Origin of the sequence: Curtobacterium sp. PsM8 (assembly GCF_030433875.1) — a bacterium.
Classification (GTDB): domain Bacteria; phylum Actinomycetota; class Actinomycetes; order Actinomycetales; family Microbacteriaceae; genus Curtobacterium.
On sequence record NZ_JARUXD010000004.1, the window covers coordinates 69,875 to 87,316 of the forward strand.

15 protein-coding genes are annotated in these 17,442 nt (G+C 73.2%); 4 read left to right on the forward strand and 11 right to left on the reverse strand.

What is annotated here, in order from left to right:
* Positions 1-73: 73 nt before the first annotated feature.
* The 6 genes from purE to QCD68_RS01695 all read right to left on the reverse strand — a co-directional run bounded on the left by purE (position 74) and on the right by QCD68_RS01695 (position 6,427).
* Entirely contained in the window at positions 74-583 is a 510-nt protein-coding gene (purE, locus tag QCD68_RS01670) for a 5-(carboxyamino)imidazole ribonucleotide mutase (RefSeq protein WP_253463585.1), read from the reverse strand.
* Between the two features lie 39 nt (positions 584-622).
* Positions 623-2,419: a glycoside hydrolase family 6 protein gene (locus QCD68_RS01675; protein ID WP_301221782.1), complete on the reverse strand. Its 1,797-nt coding sequence runs from the start codon at positions 2,417-2,419 to the stop codon at positions 623-625.
* Positions 2,420-2,537: 118 nt separating this feature from the next.
* Positions 2,538-3,674, reverse strand: coding sequence for a 5-(carboxyamino)imidazole ribonucleotide synthase (locus tag QCD68_RS01680; RefSeq protein WP_301221783.1), 1,137 nt, complete (start codon positions 3,672-3,674; stop codon positions 2,538-2,540).
* Between the two features lie 2 nt (positions 3,675-3,676).
* Entirely contained in the window at positions 3,677-4,984 is a 1,308-nt protein-coding gene (locus QCD68_RS01685) for a UDP-glucose dehydrogenase family protein (protein ID WP_301221784.1), read from the reverse strand.
* A 101-nt stretch (positions 4,985-5,085) separates the two neighbouring features.
* The gene (locus tag QCD68_RS01690) at positions 5,086-5,619 is read right to left on the reverse strand and encodes a PH domain-containing protein (protein ID WP_181439179.1); all 534 of its coding nucleotides are present in this window, start codon (positions 5,617-5,619) and stop codon (positions 5,086-5,088) included.
* Between the two features lie 4 nt (positions 5,620-5,623).
* Positions 5,624-6,427, reverse strand: coding sequence for a biotin--[acetyl-CoA-carboxylase] ligase (locus QCD68_RS01695; RefSeq protein WP_301221785.1), 804 nt, complete (start codon positions 6,425-6,427; stop codon positions 5,624-5,626).
* A 74-nt stretch (positions 6,428-6,501) separates the two neighbouring features.
* Between QCD68_RS01695 and QCD68_RS01700 the strand changes: the two genes are divergently transcribed.
* Both QCD68_RS01700 and QCD68_RS01705 read left to right on the forward strand, forming a co-directional pair.
* Positions 6,502-8,097 carry an acyl-CoA carboxylase subunit beta gene (locus tag QCD68_RS01700; protein ID WP_253463594.1) on the forward strand — a complete coding sequence of 532 codons (1,596 nt, stop codon included), beginning with the start codon at positions 6,502-6,504 and terminating at the stop codon, positions 8,095-8,097.
* Positions 8,094-8,345 (forward strand): acyl-CoA carboxylase subunit epsilon, encoded by a 252-nt coding sequence (locus QCD68_RS01705; RefSeq protein ID WP_301221786.1) that lies wholly within the window; start codon positions 8,094-8,096, stop codon positions 8,343-8,345. The genes QCD68_RS01700 and QCD68_RS01705 overlap by 4 nt, the downstream gene beginning before the upstream one ends.
* 452 nt (positions 8,346-8,797) lie before the next feature.
* Here the strand turns inward: QCD68_RS01705 and QCD68_RS01710 are convergent, their stop codons facing one another.
* From QCD68_RS01710 to QCD68_RS01725, 4 genes are all read right to left on the reverse strand, one after another.
* Entirely contained in the window at positions 8,798-9,859 is a 1,062-nt protein-coding gene (locus QCD68_RS01710; RefSeq protein ID WP_290156827.1) for a hypothetical protein, read from the reverse strand.
* Positions 9,856-11,202 (reverse strand): sensor histidine kinase, encoded by a 1,347-nt coding sequence (locus QCD68_RS01715; RefSeq protein WP_301221787.1) that lies wholly within the window; start codon positions 11,200-11,202, stop codon positions 9,856-9,858. The genes QCD68_RS01710 and QCD68_RS01715 overlap by 4 nt, the downstream gene beginning before the upstream one ends.
* Before the next feature lie 24 nt (positions 11,203-11,226).
* A complete protein-coding gene (locus QCD68_RS01720; RefSeq protein ID WP_441005161.1) occupies positions 11,227-11,952 on the reverse strand; it encodes a response regulator transcription factor in 726 nt (241 codons plus the stop codon).
* Between the two features lie 127 nt (positions 11,953-12,079).
* Positions 12,080-13,339 carry a class I SAM-dependent RNA methyltransferase gene (locus QCD68_RS01725; RefSeq protein WP_221849670.1) on the reverse strand — a complete coding sequence of 420 codons (1,260 nt, stop codon included), beginning with the start codon at positions 13,337-13,339 and terminating at the stop codon, positions 12,080-12,082.
* 14 nt (positions 13,340-13,353) lie between these two features.
* Between QCD68_RS01725 and QCD68_RS01730 the strand changes: the two genes are divergently transcribed.
* A complete protein-coding gene (locus QCD68_RS01730; protein ID WP_301221788.1) occupies positions 13,354-14,166 on the forward strand; it encodes a Maf family protein in 813 nt (270 codons plus the stop codon).
* A 98-nt stretch (positions 14,167-14,264) separates the two neighbouring features.
* Complete coding sequence (locus QCD68_RS01735; protein ID WP_301221789.1) at positions 14,265-16,040, forward strand: acetyl/propionyl/methylcrotonyl-CoA carboxylase subunit alpha; 1,776 nt, start codon at positions 14,265-14,267, stop codon at positions 16,038-16,040.
* Positions 16,041-16,189: 149 nt separating this feature from the next.
* On the opposite strand, the gene QCD68_RS01740 is transcribed toward QCD68_RS01735, so the two are convergent.
* Positions 16,190-17,140: a hypothetical protein gene (locus QCD68_RS01740; protein WP_301221790.1), complete on the reverse strand. Its 951-nt coding sequence runs from the start codon at positions 17,138-17,140 to the stop codon at positions 16,190-16,192.
* Positions 17,141-17,442 lie beyond the last annotated feature (302 nt).

The following is a 17,442-nucleotide window of genomic DNA, read 5'->3' on the forward strand; positions in this document are numbered from 1 at the left end:
TGGCCGCCCCGCCGACCGGCTGGGGGCGCTGTTCCCTGCCGGTGGACGTGGCGGCGTGTCGGGCCGGACGACCTCAGCGGGCGTCGCGGAGCGCCTGCGCCTTCCGCTCGACGGCCTGCTCCAGCTCGGCTGCGTACTCGGCCAGGCGGGTCGCGACCGTGGGCTCCGAGCTGCCGATGATGCGGGCCGCGAGCAGTCCGGCGTTCGCCGCACCGTTGATCGCCATCGTCGCGACCGGGATGCCCGCGGGCATCTGCACGATCGACAGCAGTGAGTCGAGGCCGTCGAGGCGAGCGAGCTGCACCGGCACACCGATGACGGGCAGGGTCGTCACCGAGGCGACCATGCCGGGCAGGTGTGCAGCCCCGCCGGCACCGGCGATGACGACGCGGATGCCGCGACCGGCGGCCTCACGACCGAAGCGCATCATCTTGTCCGGGGTGCGGTGCGCCGACACGACGTCCGCCTCGTAGGGGATGCCGAGTTCGTCGAGGACGTCGGCGGCGGCGCGCATGGTGGGCCAGTCCGAGTCGGAACCCATGATGACGGAGACGAGGGGGGCGGGAGCGGAGCTGTCGGTCACCCTGTCGAGCCTAGCGGCGGGCAGCAGCAGTGCTTCTGATCAGCGGACCGTGACCGTGCGGCAGCCGAGCGAGGCGTCCCCGCCCCGCCCGAGCCCGGTCGCGGTGACGCACACGGTGTGCCGGCCCGACGCCACCGCGAGGGTCCGTGCGTACCCGTGTGCCGCCCCGCCGCCGTAGGCGCGGCCGATGTCGGGCCGGGAACCCGATGCCGCGATGCCCGTGGCACCCCGACCGTCGACCCGGACGGTGACGGTGACGGGGGTCGCGATGGCGTCTCGGTCGAAGGCCCACCCGGAGACGGCCACGCGACGCTTCGCGGGCGACGTCACGGCGTCCACCCGCCCGACCGGGGCACTGGCGGCGATCGTCACGGTCCGGCACGCCGACGTGGGCGCGACGGTGCCGGTCGTTCCACCGGGCGTGACGTCGGACACGACCGCGCACACCCGGTGGGTGCCCGCCGGACCGGGGACGACGGCCTGGAACCCGTGCGCCGCGCCGGCACCCGTGGTCCGTGCGACGTCCGGCCGGTCGAGGCCCGCGGTCGGCGAGGCGACGACTCGATCGTCGACGGTGACGTCCACCCGGAGGGCACGCGCGGGCACGTCCGTGTCGACCGCCCAGCCGCGGACCGCGATGCCCGCCGGCGCTGCGGTGGCCGACTCGAGCGTCACGCGCGGGGCGGCCGACTGCTGGCGCTTCGGGGCCGCGGTCTGCGCGGGAGCCGGGGTGCCGAGCGCGGCGTTCGCGACGAGGCTCTGCGCGTACGCGGAGTACCAGTTCCCGGCCCGCGGTCCCCCGTTGCAGGTGCCGTCGCTCGCGCCGGGCGTCTTCACCCAGAGCAGGGCGTCGAGCGCGGTGCCGTCGGTGGCGACCCGGGGCGTGGTGCCGAGACCGGCGCCCGGGGCGTTGCACCAGGTGCCGCGCCAGCCGGTGCCGTTCCGGGAGGTGTCGATCACGTAGTGCGAGCCTCCGGTCAGCGCGGACACACGCTGGGCGTACGCCTGCTCGGCGGCGACCGGGTAGTAGTTCGCGACGTTGGTGGAGAACCCGCGGGCGGACTGCACGCCGGCCTTCGTCAGACGGTCGGCCATCGTGGCGGCCGGCACCCAGTTGGAGTTCCCGGCGTCGAGGTACGCGGGGACGCCGGCAGCGGTGAAGGCGGCGACCTCGCGCGAGAGGATCCGGTAGCGCTGCTGGTCGAGCGAGCCGGTGCAGGCGCTGTTGCTGAGCATCGCGAGCGAGTCCGGTTCGACGACGACCACCGCACGCTTGCCGGCGACGAGTGACACGACCTGGTCCACCCAGCGGTCGTAGGCGCTCTCGTCGAACCCGCCCGCCGAGTACCCGCCGCAGTCGCGCTGCGGGATCGCGTACGTCACGAACACCGCGGTCGTGCCGGTGGCGGCCGCGCCGTCCGTGGCGGCGGTCACGGTCTTGGTCAGGGTCGTGCCCTGCGTCCACTCACCGAGCCACGTCGCGACCGGGTAGCGGGCGATCGTGCTGGCGGCAGCGGCGCCGGCCGGGTCACTCGTCGCCAGGGCCGCGGCGGCCTTCGCGGCCTCGCTCGTCGGAGAGTTGTACTGCCCGCGGCCGTAGACCTGTGCCGCCGTCCGTGCGCGGAGCTCGGTCGGCGTCGCGGCGGAGGCGGGGGACGCGTCGATCCCGGACACGACGAGTCCGGTCGTCACGACGGCGGCGACGAGCCCGACGGCGAGCGCCCTCGTCGTGCGGAGTGCGACGGCGCGCAGTGCAGTTGCACGCAGTGCCGTCGTGCGCCGTGCCGTCGTCGAGCGCAGTGCCGTCGTCGAGCGCAGTGCCCTGGTCGTGCGCATGTGTGGTCCCCCGGGGAGTCAGCGTGGTCAGCCTCCCCATGGCACCACGCGCACCCGCAGCGCACCACCCGCCAGTCCGGGTGCCACCCGACGAGGTGGCACCCGGACCGAGTGGACGTCAGTCGTCGAAGTGCGCTGCCGCAGCCCGGGCGCGGTACACCACGTCGTCCACGTCGTCGCCGGTCACGGTGACGTGGCCGATCTTCCGACCGGGGCGCGGCGCCTTGCCGTAGAAGTGGTACTTCGCTTCCGGGAACGCCGCGAGCGCTGCCGGGTACCGCCCGGCCAGGTCGCCGTCGGCCGGTCCGCCGAGCACGTTCACCATCACCGCGACCGGGGCCGTCGCACCCGTCGCGCCGAGCGGCAGGTCCAGCACGGCACGCAGGTGCTGCTCGAACTGGCTCGTGGTCGAGCCGTCGATGGACCAGTGCCCGGTGTTGTGCGGTCGCATCGCGAGTTCGTTGATGAGGATGCGCTCGTCGTCGGTCTGGAAGAGCTCCACCGCCAGCACCCCGGTGACGCCGAGCTCCTCGGCGACGCGCACGGCGATCGCCTCGGCCAGGTCGGCGATCCGACCGGCGCTCGAGGGTGCGGGGGCGATGACCTCGGCGCACACCCCGTCACGCTGGGTGGTCTCGACGAGCGGCCAGGCGACGATCTCCCCGGAGGGCCGACGCGCGACGGACTGCGCGAGTTCGCGGGTGAAGGCGACGAGTTCCTCGACCAGGAGGGCCTGGTCGCCGCCGACCTCGGCCACCGCGGTGAACCAGTCCTCGACGTCGGCCGGGTCGGTGACGACGCGGACGCCCTTGCCGTCGTAGCCGCCCCGCGGGGTCTTCACGACCGCGCGTCCGCCGTGCTCGGCGAGGAAGGCGCGGAGTTCGTCCGCGTCGTGCACGGCGGCCCAGTCCGGCACCGGCAGTCCGAGTTCGCTGAGCCGACGGCGCATCGTGATCTTGTCCTGCGCGACCGCGAGCGGCTCCGGGCCCGGGCGGACCGCGACGCCGGCGTCGACCAGTGCGGCCAGGACGTCCTGCGGCACGTGCTCGTGGTCGAAGGTCACGACGTCGACGTCCCGTGCGAACGCCAGGACGGTCTCGGCGTCGTGGTAGTCGCCCTCGGCCGTCGCGGCGATCGCCGCCGACATGCCCGGCCCCTCGGCGAGGACCCGGATGTCGAGGCCGAGTTCCACCGCCGCGGGCACCATCATCCGTGCGAGCTGGCCGCCGCCGATGACCCCGACACGCAGCGCCATGGTCAGCGCCCCATGCCGTGGTACGCGAAGCCCGCGGCACGCCAGGCGTCGCGGTCCAGGCAGTTGCGACCGTCGATGACGACCGGGTTCGCGACGGCAGCGGCGACGGTGGTGGCGTCGAGTTCGCGGAACTCGTTCCACTCGGTGAGGACGAGCACGATGTCCGCGCCGGTGACGGCCTCGGTCGCGGACTCGACGTAGTCCAGCTCGGGGTGCAGTCGGCGTGCGGTGCCGATCGCCTCGGGGTCGTACGCGGCGACCTCGGCTCCGAGCTCACGCAGGCGTGCGGCGATGTCGAGCGACGGGGAGTCACGGACGTCGTCGGAGTTCGGCTTGAACGCGAGCCCGAGGACCGCGACGCGCTTGCCGGCGACGTCGCCGCCGAGGGCCTGGGTGGCGAGCTCGACGACGTGGGTACGACGGCGGAGGTTGATCGCGTCGATGTCCGCGAGGAACGCGAGCGACTCCCCCACGCCGAGCTCGTCGGCACGGGCCTGGAACGCGCGGATGTCCTTCGGCAGGCAGCCACCGCCGAACCCGAGGCCGGCGTTGAGGAACTTCCGGCCGATGCGGGCGTCGTGACCGATGGCGTCGGCGAGCGCGGTGACGTCGGCACCGACGACCTCCGCGATCTCGGCCATCGCGTTGATGAAGGAGATCTTGGTCGCCAGGAAGGCGTTCGCGCTGACCTTGACGAGTTCGGCGGTGGCCAGGTCGACGACGAGCCGGGGGGTGTCGTCGGCGAGCGCGACGGCGTAGACCTCGTCGAGGGCCGCGACGGCCGCTTCGCCCTCGGGTCCGGCGGGCACGCCGTAGACCAGGCGGTCCGGCGCGATGGTGTCCTGCACGGCGAAGCCCTCGCGGAGGAACTCGGGGTTCCAGACCAGCGTGGCACCGGGGACGGCCGCGCTGACGTCGGCGGCCAGGCGGGCCGCGGTGCCCACCGGAACGGTCGACTTGCCGACGACGAAGTCACCGGCGGACAGGTGCTCGGTGAGCGAGGCGACGGCCGCGTCGACGTACTTCAGGTCGGCCGCACCGGTCGGGCCCTGGGGCGTGCCCACCGCGACGAAGTGGACGCGGGCGCCGGCGACCTCGGCCATGTCGGTCGTGAACCGGATCCGGCCGGAGGCGAGGGCCTCGGTCAGGATCTCGGGCAGACCGGGCTCGAAGAACGGTGCTTCGCCCGCCGCGAGTCGTTCGATCTTCCCCGGGTCGACGTCCACCGCGACGACGTCGTGTCCGAGCTTGGCCATGGAGGCGGCGTGGACGGCACCGAGGTAACCGCAGCCGATGACAGAGATACGCACGGGACGACGGTACCGGGTCGTCGCCGGCTCCACGAGACGGTGAACCGCAAGAACCGCGGCGGTTCTCCGCAGTGTGGCGGGAGCGGCGGCTGCCCGAGCCGTCAGCGGTCGTGTCGTGCGGTGCCCCGGACGATGTCGTCCCAGTCGGGTTCGCGGTGTCGACGTCGGGCCTCGTGCGCCTCGACCAGGTCGTGCAGCACGGCGACGACGAGGTCCGCGTGCGGCACGTCGGCGAGCACGAGCGCCGGGTCGTCGCCGGGGAAGACGAGCACGTCACCGGACCGGAACAACCCCTGGGCACCCTGCCGCCGCACGGTGACGTCGTACCCGCGGGAGTGCAGGAGCTCCCGCCGGGTCCGGGTGCCGAGTCCGTGTGAGACGACGAGTCGCCGGGTGGTCACGACGTACCGCTCGGACATCCACCGCAGCAGCGGCACCAGCCCGCCGACGAGCACGAGCACGACGACGAGGACCGCGACGACGACGTTGAGCCAGGCGAGTTCCGCGCGGAACACCCCGAAGCCGAACCCGCCGGCGGCCGCGACGAGGACCACGAAGACCGCGGGCCGGACGAGACGTCGGGCGTGTGGCCGGAGCCGGGCGACGACGAGCTCGGGGGCAGGCTCGTCGGTCATGGGCTCATGCATAGCGCAGGTGGGTGACGTCCCCCACCGCGACGCCCCTGGAGGCACCGGTCCGGTCCCGGATCGTGATGCGGCCGTCGTCGTCGACGCCGGTCGCGTCGGCCTCGACGGTGGACCCGTCCGGCAGTTCGAGCCGGACCCGCTGGCCGACGGTCCCGCACACGGCACGCACGTGGGAGCGGACCGCGTCGGCAGCCGCACCACCGGCGACCAGCCCGGCCACGGCCTCCTGGAGGCCCGTCCAGAAGCCCGCCAGGACGGTGTCGGCGAGTGCCGTGGCCGGTCCGGTCGCCCCGGCGACGAGCAGGGAGGTCGCGGTCGGGGTCGGCAGGTCCGTGGCGGGGATGGTGAGGTTCACACCGACCCCGACGACGACCGACCCGTCGGCGGCGACCTGGCAGAGCACGCCGCTGACCTTCCGGCCGTCGACGAGCACGTCGTTCGGCCACTTCACGAGCACGCGGTCGTGGGCGGTGTCGAGCGCGCCGGCGACGGCGTCGCGGACCGCAGCGCCGGCGACGAGCGGCAGCCAACCCCGGTCGCGCGGGTCGAGGTCCGCCCGCACCAGCACGCTGGCCGCCAGGGTCTGGCCGGCCGGGGCCACCCAGGAGCGGTCGAGGCGTCCGCGACCGGCGGTCTGCTCGAGCGTCACGACGACGCTGCCGGAGGCGCGGTCCGAGGCGTCGCGGAGCAGGTCAGCGTTCGTCGACCCGGTCGTCGGGAGCACCGTCATCGTCGCTCCGGCGCCCTCGACGGCGGCGCGGGCGGAGGCGAAGTCGGGCGTGACCGGTGTGGACATGCACGCAAACCTACGGCCCGGAACCGTGGGGGTCCTCCAACGGGGCCGTCCTGCACCGCCGGTAGGGTGATCGGGTGACCACAGGAGACACCCCCGATCTCTCGACGACCGCCGGCCGGCTCGACGACCTCCGCGTGCGCTACCACGAAGCCGTGACCGCCGCAGGCGAGACCGCGATCGCGAAGCAGCACGCCAAGGGCAAGACGACGGCGCGCGAGCGGATCGAGCAGCTGCTCGACCCGAACTCCTTCGTCGAGCTCGACGAGTTCGTCCGGCACCGCACCCACGCCTTCGGCATGGACGCCAAGCGGCCTTACGGTGACGCGGTCGTCACCGGCTTCGGCACGATCCACGGCCGCCAGGTCGCCGTCTACGCGCAGGACTTCACCGTCTTCGGCGGCTCCCTCGGCGAGGTCGCCGGCGAGAAGATCATCAAGGTGATGGAGCACGCGCTGAAGACGGGTGTCCCGATCATCGGCATCCTCGACTCCGGTGGCGCCCGCATCCAGGAGGGTGTGGTCGCCCTCGGCAAGTACGGCGAGATCTTCCGGCTCAACACCGCGGCCTCCGGGGTCATCCCGCAGATCTCGATCGTGATGGGCCCGGCCGCCGGCGGCGCGGTGTACTCCCCCGCCCTCACCGACTTCGTGATCATGGTCGACAAGACCAGCCACATGTTCGTCACCGGGCCGGACGTCATCAAGACCGTCACCGGCGAGGACGTCGGCTTCGAGGAGCTCGGCGGTGCCCACACGCACAACGCCGTCTCCGGTGTCGCGCACTGGTTGGCCGAGGACGAGTCCGACGCGCTCGACTACGCCCGGTCGCTGATCGGGTTCCTGCCGGACAACAACCTGTCCGACGCCCCGGCCTACGACGTCGCCCCCGAGCTCGAGACGACCGACGCCGACCGTGAGCTCGACGTCGTGATCCCGGACTCCACGAACCAGCCCTACGACGTCACGCAGGTCATCGAACACGTCGTCGACGACGGCGAGTTCCTCGAGGTGCAGCCGCTCTTCGCGCCGAACATCCTGATCGGCTTCGGGCGGGTCGAGGGCCGGACGGTCGGCATCATCGCGAACCAGCCGCAGGCGATGGCCGGCACGCTGAACATCGACGCCGGCGAGAAGGCCGCACGCTTCGTCCGGTTCTGCGACGCGTTCGGCATCCCGATCCTGACCCTGGTCGACGTCCCGGGCTACCTGCCGGGCACCGACCAGGAGTGGACCGGCGTCATCCGCCGTGGCGCGAAGCTCCTCTACGCCTACGCCGAGGCCACCGTGCCCCTCGTCACCGTCATCACCCGCAAGGCCTACGGCGGCGCGTACATCGTGATGGGCTCGAAGCAGCTCGGTGCCGACATCAACCTGGCCTGGCCGACGGCGGAGATCGCGGTCATGGGCGGCCAGGGTGCGGTCAACATCCTGTACCGCAGCGAGATCAAGCGTGCCGAAGAGGCCGGTGAGGACGTCGCCGCGGTCCGCACGAAGCTCGCGAACGAGTACACCTACAACGTCGCGTCGCCGTACCTGGCGGCCGAGCGCGGGGAGCTCGACGGGATCATCCAGCCGCACGCCACCCGCGTGTCGGTCATCAAGGCCCTCCGGGCGCTCCGCGGCAAGCGCGCCAGCCTGCCGCCGAAGAAGCACGGGAACATCCCGCTGTGAGCCCCCGTCACGCTGCCGCCGTCCCGGCCGACGCCCCCGCGTCGGTCGCGGACGTCCGCGTCGTCGGCGGCCACCCGTCGCCGGAGGAACTGGCAGCCGTCATCGCGGTGCTCCAGCGTCAGGCCGACGAGGCCGCAGCGGCCGGCCGGGCCCAGGCGGAGACGTCACCCCGGGACGGTTGGACCCGGTCGGCTCGGGGCATGCGCGAGCCGCTCCAGCAGGGTGCCTGGAGCCGGTCACTCCGCTGACCTGAGCTGCTCGCGACGCCGCGTTCCGGTACCGCCTCGGTACCGGTCCGGCACCCGCCCGGCCATGTCAGGCCGCTGTACCCCGTTCGATACCGACCGGTGTCGACGTCGCCATCGGGCGGACGCACCGTTCGGTCTCCCCTCGCTCGGGGGTCGTGCAGCCGGAGAACTGTCGCAGATCGGCGGAATTGTCCCCCGAAATGACGACTGACACCCCCCGGTGCTGTTGGCATCATTGTCTGTGTTCGGTGTTCTTCGTTGAAGTGCATCGCCGGTCGGTGGCCGACTAGGGTACGAAGCCACCACCGTGACGAGTCAGGGCGATATTCGGGTTGTCGCTCTGACTCGGGTTGAGAACGGGCCGGTCGGTAGCTCCGACCGGCCCGTTCCCCGTTTCCGGGGCTGTACTCATCTCGGGCGGTGCTCGTCTCGGGCCGTGCTCCCGACGGCGCTCAGGCGCGGGCCGCGTACCGGTCGATCTCGAGCCACAGCGCGACGGAGTCGTCCTCGCCGTCGTCGTCGTCCTCATCCGCAGTCCCGAGTGCCGCGGACTCGCTCTCGGCCGCGTCCAGCCGCAGCCCCACCACGGTGACCGCGGCGTCGGCGTTGTCCGGCACCGTCCGGACGATCACGTTGTCGGCGTCCGCCTCGTACGCACGACGCAGCGCCTCGGCGAGTTCGGCGTGCACGCGCTCCTGCTCCACCGTCTCCAGGTCGTCCAGCCCGCCGTCGTCGTGCAGCTGCACGACCGCACCCCGACGACGGAGGCGCATCACCTCGGCGCGGACGTCGTCGGACAGCAGGGAGCGGCCGCGGATCTCGTCGCGGATCGCCTGCTCCAGGTGCAGGCTCTCGGCACGCTCGTCGTCGCTCAGACCGCCGCAGGTGTCGATGATGCGCTGGAGCATCGGCCGCGCCATCCGGGTCGTCTGTCCGAGCCGGACCTGCCGCTCGGACACGTGCGCGTCCTGCGCCGCCTGCCAGTCCACGGTCTCCTGCTCGGCCCGGACGAAGTCGCGGGTGATCCGGGTGGCGTGGCTCATCGCGATCGCGAACCCGGTGGCGACCGACAACCAGATCACGTTGCCGAGCGCACCCAACTCGCCCAGTGCCTCCAGGCCGGCCCAGCTCACCGAGTGGACCGTGCAGAAGGCGACGCCGACCCAGGCGAAGCGTCCGCGTTGGCGGACGGCCAACACGACCATCAGCGTGCCGACGGCGGCGATCCACCACGTGGCGTAGGTCGGCGCGACCCGGAGGTCGACGACGGTCGAGCAGACGATGGGCATCACGACGGCCGTGGCGAGCGCGAACCAGGCGACCCACACGGGCAGCACCGGACCGCGCACGAACAGCGCGAGGGCGGTCGCCGCGGCGTAGAGGACCATGCAGGCGATGACCGGCGCGGCCTTCGACGGCGCGCCGGGCAGCGTCGTGACCGCGAGGACCAGGTGCAGCAGGGAGAAGAGCGCGGCGAGTCCGGTCGCGACGCCCGCGGGGATCGAGGCCCTCATGCGTGCGCCTCGGGCTCTCCGGAGCCGGTCCCGATCTCGGGCCGGACGACGTCGCGGTCCTCGGAGCCGAGTGCCGGCCAGCGGAGCACGATGCGGGTCCCGGAGCCGGGGGCGGTCCGCAGGTCGGCTTCGCCCTCGGCGGCGGCCATCCGCTCGATGATCGAGCGGCGGACCCCGAGGCGCTCGGCCGGCACCGCGTGCGCGTCGAAACCGGCGCCGTCGTCGGCGACCTCCACCTGGACGCTCGATCCGTCCACGACGATCGTGAGCCACCGCGAGACGTCGTCGCCGGCGTGCTGGACGCTGTTCACGGCGGCCTGGAGCGCGGCCGAGGCGATGGCGTCCGCGGCGGAGAACGGCAGTCCCGGGCCCGTCACGGGGGCGCTCCGGACCTCGACGGGCGCGCCGAGGGACGTGACGGAGGCGACGATCCGGTCCCGCAGGACGTCGAACGGCACCACCTGGTCCTCCCCCGGGCCGTCGGCGGCCGCGGCGGCGAGGTGGTCGATGGCGTTCCGTGCCATCCGGGCGGCGAGGGTCTTCGCGTCCGGGGTGTCCGCACGGGCGGCGGACAGCAGCGTCGTCAGCACGCTGTCGTGCACGATGGCGTCCACCTGGACCCGTTCGACCTCGGTCGCGTGCTCGCGGATGGCCCGCGAGTACCGGCGGACCGCGGTGGCCTGGGCGGCGTCGACCGCAGCTGCGGCCCGGCGGAGCACCACGATGAGGACCAGCGCCGCGATGCCGAGCACCGCGGTGTAGGCACCGTCGAGGAACGCCCGCTGCAGGCTCACCCCGCCGCCGGCCGGCGAGAGCCGCAGCACGACGTAGATGATCGGCACGAGGGCGTTGTAGACCGCCGCACGCCACGTGGCGAAGCTCAGCGAGGCGGCGATCGTCCCGACGTTGCAGAGCCACCACGGCCACGGGACCTGGTCACCCGGCAGTCCGTCGTGGACCGTCAGCGGGAAGGTCAGCAGCGCGACGAGGAACAGCAGCGCGCAGACGGCCTGTGCCGCCTGCGACCACCGCTGTGCGACCGCCGAGATCCCCACCGCGACGAGCGAGAGCGCCATGGTGATCGCCGCTGCCGGAGCCCAGAACGCGTCGAGGTACGGCAGCTGCTTGATGAGCCCGGGGACGTTCACCGCGCCGAACCCGATCGCGGCGATCGCCATCAGGATCGTGAAGGCCCGGTCGAGCGACGCCTGCGTGATCGTGGCTCGGACCGACCGCGACGGGTCGGCCCAGCCGGCGCCCCGGACGTGGCCCGGGCCTCCGCCCGGGGCCGCCGGACGCCGGGCCGCTGCGGGCCCGGCGTCCGGCGCTGCGTCAGTGGTCACGAGGACCGTCCGACGCGCAGTTCCTCAGCGACCATCGCCGTCGGGGTCGATGCCCGAGTCGAGGCCCGGCAGGATCCCGTCCTCGACGGCGCGCCGCAGCAGGTCGACCTTGGTCGGGGCGGGGCGACCCACCTCGACGTACTTCACGCGGATGCGGTCCAGGTACTCACGAGCGGTCGAGTACCCGATGCCGAGCTGCTGGGCCGCGAGCTTCAGCGGCAGACCCGATGCGTACAGGTGCAGGATCTCGCGTTCGCGGCGCCCGAGCTGGGCCTTCGCGAAGTCCCGGTCGGCGTCGATGGCGCTCGCCCACTCGAGGTTGTTGAGCACGTCGCCCCGCGCCACGGTCGCGACGGCGGCCATCACGGTCTTCGTCGCGGACGACTTCGGGATGACGCCGGCAGCCCCCGCCGCCAGTGCCTCCCGGACGTTCGCGACCCGGTCGGCGATGCTGTGCACGAGGACAGCCGAGCCGGTGCCCTGCACGCCCTTGACGTTCTCGGTCACGGTCGAGCCGTCGCCCAACGACAGGTCGAGGACGACCACGTCGACCTCACGCCCACCGAGCTGGGCGATGTACTCCGGGACGCTCGCGGCGGTGAGGACCACCTCGAACCCCTCGTTCTGACAGGCGGCCTGGATCCCCAGTCGGACGGACTCGTGGTCGTCGACGATGGCGACCCGGACCGGCCGGGTCTCGAGACCGGCAGTCCCTGTCGTGCCGGTCGATGTGCTGGTGGTGTCTCCCACGGTTGCCTCTCGTTCCGACGACGCACCGGGCCCTGATCCCGGTTGCCGTCGTCACCCAGGATACCCAGGTCAGCCTCAGCTTCGTACCCCGCTGCGGAACCCGACGGGGGCGACCACCCGCCGGAGCTCAGGCGACCGGCACCAGCCGTGCCACGGCCTCCAGGTGGTGGGTGTGCGGGAACAGGTCGAAGGCGCGGAGGGCCTCCAGGCGGTACCCGAGGTCGGCGAACGTCGCGACGTCGCGGGCCAGGGCGACGGGGTCGCAGGCCACGTAGACGACCTGCGCCGGCTGCAGTGCCGCGATCGACACGACGACCTCGCGCCCGGCCCCGGAACGCGGCGGGTCGAGCACGATCGTGCCGGCCCGGAAACGGTCGCGCTCCGGACGGGAGGCCGACTCGACCGTGCGGGACAACCACCGGTCGACACGGCCGGTCTCGGCACGCGCGCCGATCCACTCGGACAGGTTCTCGAGCGCGTGCTCGGTCGCGCGGGTCGCGCTCTCGACGCTCGTCACGCGGGCGCGGGGCCCGACGACGTCGGCGAGGGCGGCGGCGAGCAGTCCGACGCCACCGTAGAGGTCCAGGTGCTGGCCCTCCGGGTCGAGCCGGTCACGGTCGACCAGGTCCTGCACGGCCGCGGTGAGGACGGCCGGCGCCTGCCGGTGCACCTGCCAGAAGCCGTCGTCGTCGACCGCGAACGTCCGCTCGCCGACGACCTCCTGCACGACGGTGGGGCGCTGCGCGTCGATGACCAGTCGGGCGCCGCCGGAGCCGCTCGGGCTGAGGACGTCGACGACCTCGGCGCCGGGCATCGAACCGCGACCGAGCGGTGCCGAGCCCTGCACGGTCGCGGTGGCCAGCGGCAGCGAGGTGACCGGGACGACGGTGTGCGACCGCGCGGCGAACGGTCCGGGCGTGCCGTCGGCGTCGACGTGCAGGCGGATCCGGGTGCGCCAGCCGAGGCCGTTCGCCTCGTCGTCGCCGGGCGCGGCCTCGACCACGACCGGCGCGCCGAGGACGGCGTCCAGGTCGATCCGGCCGAAGCGGGAGAACGAGTCGACGAGGACGTCACGCTTGAGGGTCCGCTGGTGGGCCAGGGCGATGTGCCCGAACTCGGCGCCACCCGGACGGACCGCGGGGTCGCGGTCGAGGCCGGCCTCGGGCCAGACGTGGTCCACCCGGTGTTCGCTCGGTTCGAGGACCTGCACGGTGTCGGCACGCCAGAACGACTTCTTCCGGTCCTCCGTGACCCGGGCCACGACCCGCTCCCCGGGGATCGCGTCCGTGACGAACACCACGCGCCCCTCGTGCCGTGCCACCGAGATGCCGCCGTGGGCGATCCCGGTGACGTCGAGTTCGAGCAGTGTGCCGACGGATTCACCCATGGTTCGATGTTCCCATGCGTCTGTACCTCGCGAGCACCTCCCCCGCCCGTCGCGCCCTGTTGGCGCAGTCCGGGATCGAGCCGGTGCTCGTCTCGCCGGGGGTCGACGAGGACGCTGCGGCGGCCGCCGAGCGGGACCGTCTGGGTCGCGAACTGACCGGTCCGGAGCTCGTGGCGCTGCTGGCGGTGGCGAAGGCGACGGCCGTCGCGGACGGCCTCGTCGAGCTTGCTGACGGCTCCGGCCTCGACGGCATCGTCTTCGGCGGCGACTCGGCCTTCGAGGTGGACGGCGTCCTCTACGGCAAGCCCCACGACCCCGAGGTCGCCCGGCAGCGGTGGCGGCAGATGCTCGCCGCGGGCGGCGGCACGCTGTGGAGCGGACACTGCGTCATCGACCGGCGCGTCATCGACGGTCGCGCCGGCGCCCGCTCCGTCGCCCGCTCCGTCGCAGAGGCGACCGCCCCGGGGACGGGAGGCGCGGTGCGGGCCGGAAACGAGCCTCCCGTCCGTCCCGTGGGCGCGCTCGCACTCGGCCCCGTCGCGCCCGTCGGGTCGGCACTCGTCGTGGACGGCGACCGGGTGGTCGCGGTGGACAGCGCGGTGCTGACGTTCGCCGACGACATGACGCCGGCCGAGATCGACGCGTACGTCGCGACCGGCGAGCCGCTCGAGGTGGCCGGCGCGTTCACGATCGACGGGCGCGCCGCGGCCTTCATCACCCGCATCGACGGCGCTCCCTCGGCCGTCGTCGGTCTCTCGCTGCCAGTGCTCCGCTCGATGCTGCTGCGGGGGTTCGGCATCGCCTGGCACGACCTCTGGGCGCAGTAGTCGGGCCCGCTCGCTGTAGACATCCACCTGCTGCCCACGCTGTTTCTTGTGGACGGCGGTCAAAACAGGACCTCGGCACACGAATACGCTGATGTTCCATGCCCCGCATCAGCAAGGTCCTCATCGCGAACCGCGGCGAGATCGCCGTCCGCATCATCCGAGCGGCCCGCGACGCGGGCAAGGCCTCGGTGGCGGTCTACGCCGACCAGGACCGTGACGCCCAGCACGCCCGCCTCGCCGACGAGGCCTACGCGCTGAACGGCACCACGAGCGCCGACACCTACCTGGTCATCGAGAAGATCATCTCCGTCGCCCGACGGTCCGGCGCTGACGCCGTGCACCCCGGGTACGGCTTCCTCGCCGAGAACGCCGACTTCGCCCGCGCCGTCATCGACGCCGGGCTGACCTGGATCGGCCCGTCGCCCGACTCGATCGAGCGCCTCGGCGACAAGGTCTCCGCGCGGCACGTGGCCGAGAAGGTCGGCGCGCCGCTCGCCCCCGGCACCATCGAGCCGGTGCAGGACGTGTCCGAGGTCATCGACTTCGTCGACCAGGTCGGGCTGCCCGTCGCGATCAAGGCCGCCTTCGGTGGCGGTGGTCGTGGGCTCAAGGTCGTGCGCTCGCGCGACCAGGTCGAGGAGCTGTTCGAGTCCGCCACGCGCGAGGCCATCGCCGCGTTCGGGCGTGGCGAGTGCTTCGTCGAGAAGTACCTCGACAAGCCGCGGCACGTCGAGACCCAGTGCCTCGCCGACGAGCACGGCAACGTCGTCGTCGTCTCGACGCGTGACTGCTCGCTGCAGCGCCGCCACCAGAAGCTCGTCGAAGAGGCACCCGCGCCGTACCTGACCGAGGCGCAGCAGACGCTGCTCTACGAGTCGTCCAAGGCGATCCTCCGCGAGGTCGGCTACGTCGGCGCCGGCACCTGCGAGTTCCTCATCGGCGCCGACGGCACGGTCTCGTTCCTCGAGGTCAACACGCGTCTGCAGGTCGAGCACTGCGTCTCCGAAGAGGTCACCGGCATCGACCTGGTGCGCGAGCAGTTCCGCATCGCCGAGGGCGGCACGCTCGACTACGCGGACCCGACCCCGCGCGGCCACTCGTTCGAGTTCCGCATCAACGGCGAGGACCCGGGCCGCAACTTCTTCCCCGCGCCGGGCCCCGTGCACGTCTTCAACGCGCCGTCCGGTCCGGGTGTCCGCGTCGACTCCGGCGTGGTCTCCGGTGACGTCGTCTCCGGCTCGTTCGACTCGATGCTCGCGAAGCTCATCGTCACCGGCTCGACCCGCGAAGAGGCGCTCGAGCGTTCGCGCCGTGCCCTCGCCGAGTTCGAGGTCGCCGGCCTGCCGACCGTCATCCCGTTCCACCGCGCGGTCGTCGCGGACCCCGCGTTCGCCACGTCCGACGACCAGCCGTTCAGCATCTACACGCAGTGGATCGAGACCGACTTCGTCAACGACATCCCGGCCTGGAGCGGTTCCCCCGAGGAACTGCCGGCCCCGGCGTCCCGCGACACCGTCGTGGTCGAGGTCCAGGGCAAGCGCATCGAGGTGACCATGCCCGCCGTCGTCGGTGGTGGTGCCGCGGGAGCCCGCCGCCCGGCCGGGCCGTCTGCTCCGCCGAAGCGTCGGTCCTCCGGCGTCAAGGGCGGCCGTGCTGCCTCGGGCTCCTCGGTCGCATCGCCCATGCAGGCCACCGTGGTGAAGCTCGCGGTCGCCGAGGGTGACACCGTCGTGAAGGGCGACCTGCTCGTCGTCCTCGAGGCCATGAAGATGGAGCAGCCCGTCCAGGCGCACAAGGACGGCGTCGTCACGGGGCTGAACGCCCCCGTCGGCCAGACCGTCTCGTCCGGCCACGTCCTGCTCGAGCTCGCGTAGGGCGGCCGGCGCGCCTGGCGCCGCGCCCGGCGCCCGGCGCCCGGCGCCCGGCGCCGATCGGCTCCGCACAACAGCAACCGCCCCGAACCACGGCTTCCCGTGGTTTGGGGCGGTTTCCGTTGTGCGACGCCAGCTGACGCCGGCCGGTGTCAGCGGATCCGGCGGTAGCGCCGGGGCTCGAGCGGGAGGCCCGTCCCCAGCAGCAGCGCAAGGAGCCGAGCCGTGTCCTGCGTCTCGGGCCAGCCGAAGCGGCCGACCTGACGGACGTCCGGCACCCGGCGGAGTCGGTCCTCGCGGCGCTTCTCTTGGAGGAGGACGTCCTCGGCGGTGAGGCCGGCCGCGCGCATCGCCGGGTCCCGGTACTTGGCCGCACCGTCGAACTCGAGGACGACGCCGTGGTCGGGGAACCAGAAGTCGACCCGCGCCACGTAGCCGGCGGCGTCGCGGAACTCCGCCTGCAGTTCCGGCCGCGGCGCTCCGAGTTCGTCGAGCGCCACCCGGGCGATCGACTCCCCCACCGATCCGCTGCGGGCGTCGGCGAAGTCGATCGCGAACCGCGCCCGATCGCGGCCGTGCACGGCGCTCGAGGCATCGAGCCGTGCGCGGAGTGCCGCTCGGTCGACACCGCGGTGGAGCGCGACGTCGAGGACGGGCACGGAGCGCCGGAGCTCCTGCGTCAGCGCGATGTCGATGACAGTGTCGGACAGGTCCGACACTCTCCGCCCCGACACCGCCCGGGCGAAGCGCATCACCCGCCCCTTCCCGGGGTGCTTCCGCAGCAGCCGGAGGGACTGGGACGTCTCGCGCTCGGGGTCGATCACGTCGACGACCTCGGGGAACTCGCCGCTCCAGGGCAGCCCGTGCAGTGCGAGGGCGGACACGTGCGAGACGACCAGGCGCGGAGCGACCAGCTCGTCGATCGCGTCGATCCGAGCGAGGTGCCGAACCCGTGCATCCGCCGCCCGCCAGCGATCGGCGTCGACGAACCTGCCGGGTGCGAGCCGGACGAGCGCGCCCCGATCCGCCGCTGCCGCGAGGTCCCTGCCCCGCCGGCCGGTGGGGTCGGCGCTCCCGCCCCTGATGATCTCCAGTCGTTGCATGTCGGCAGCTTCCGGCAGCACCACGGTGCCCGCGCGGCTCGTCCTGCTTGCTGTGGACAGCCTCCTGGCCGACCCCTGTCGTGCAGGAGGGCCGGTTCCGACTGGCGCAGCACAACGAGAACCCGCTCGAACCGCGCCATGCAGCGGTTCGAGCGGGTTCCTGTTGTGCGCAGCCGGTCGGCGCCGGCGGGCGGCGGCGGGGGGGGGGGCCGGGCCCGGGCGCGGCCCGCGGGCGGCCCCCCCCCCACACGGGGGGGGGGGGGGGGCGGGGCGGCGGGGGGGGCGGGGGGGGGGCGCCCCAC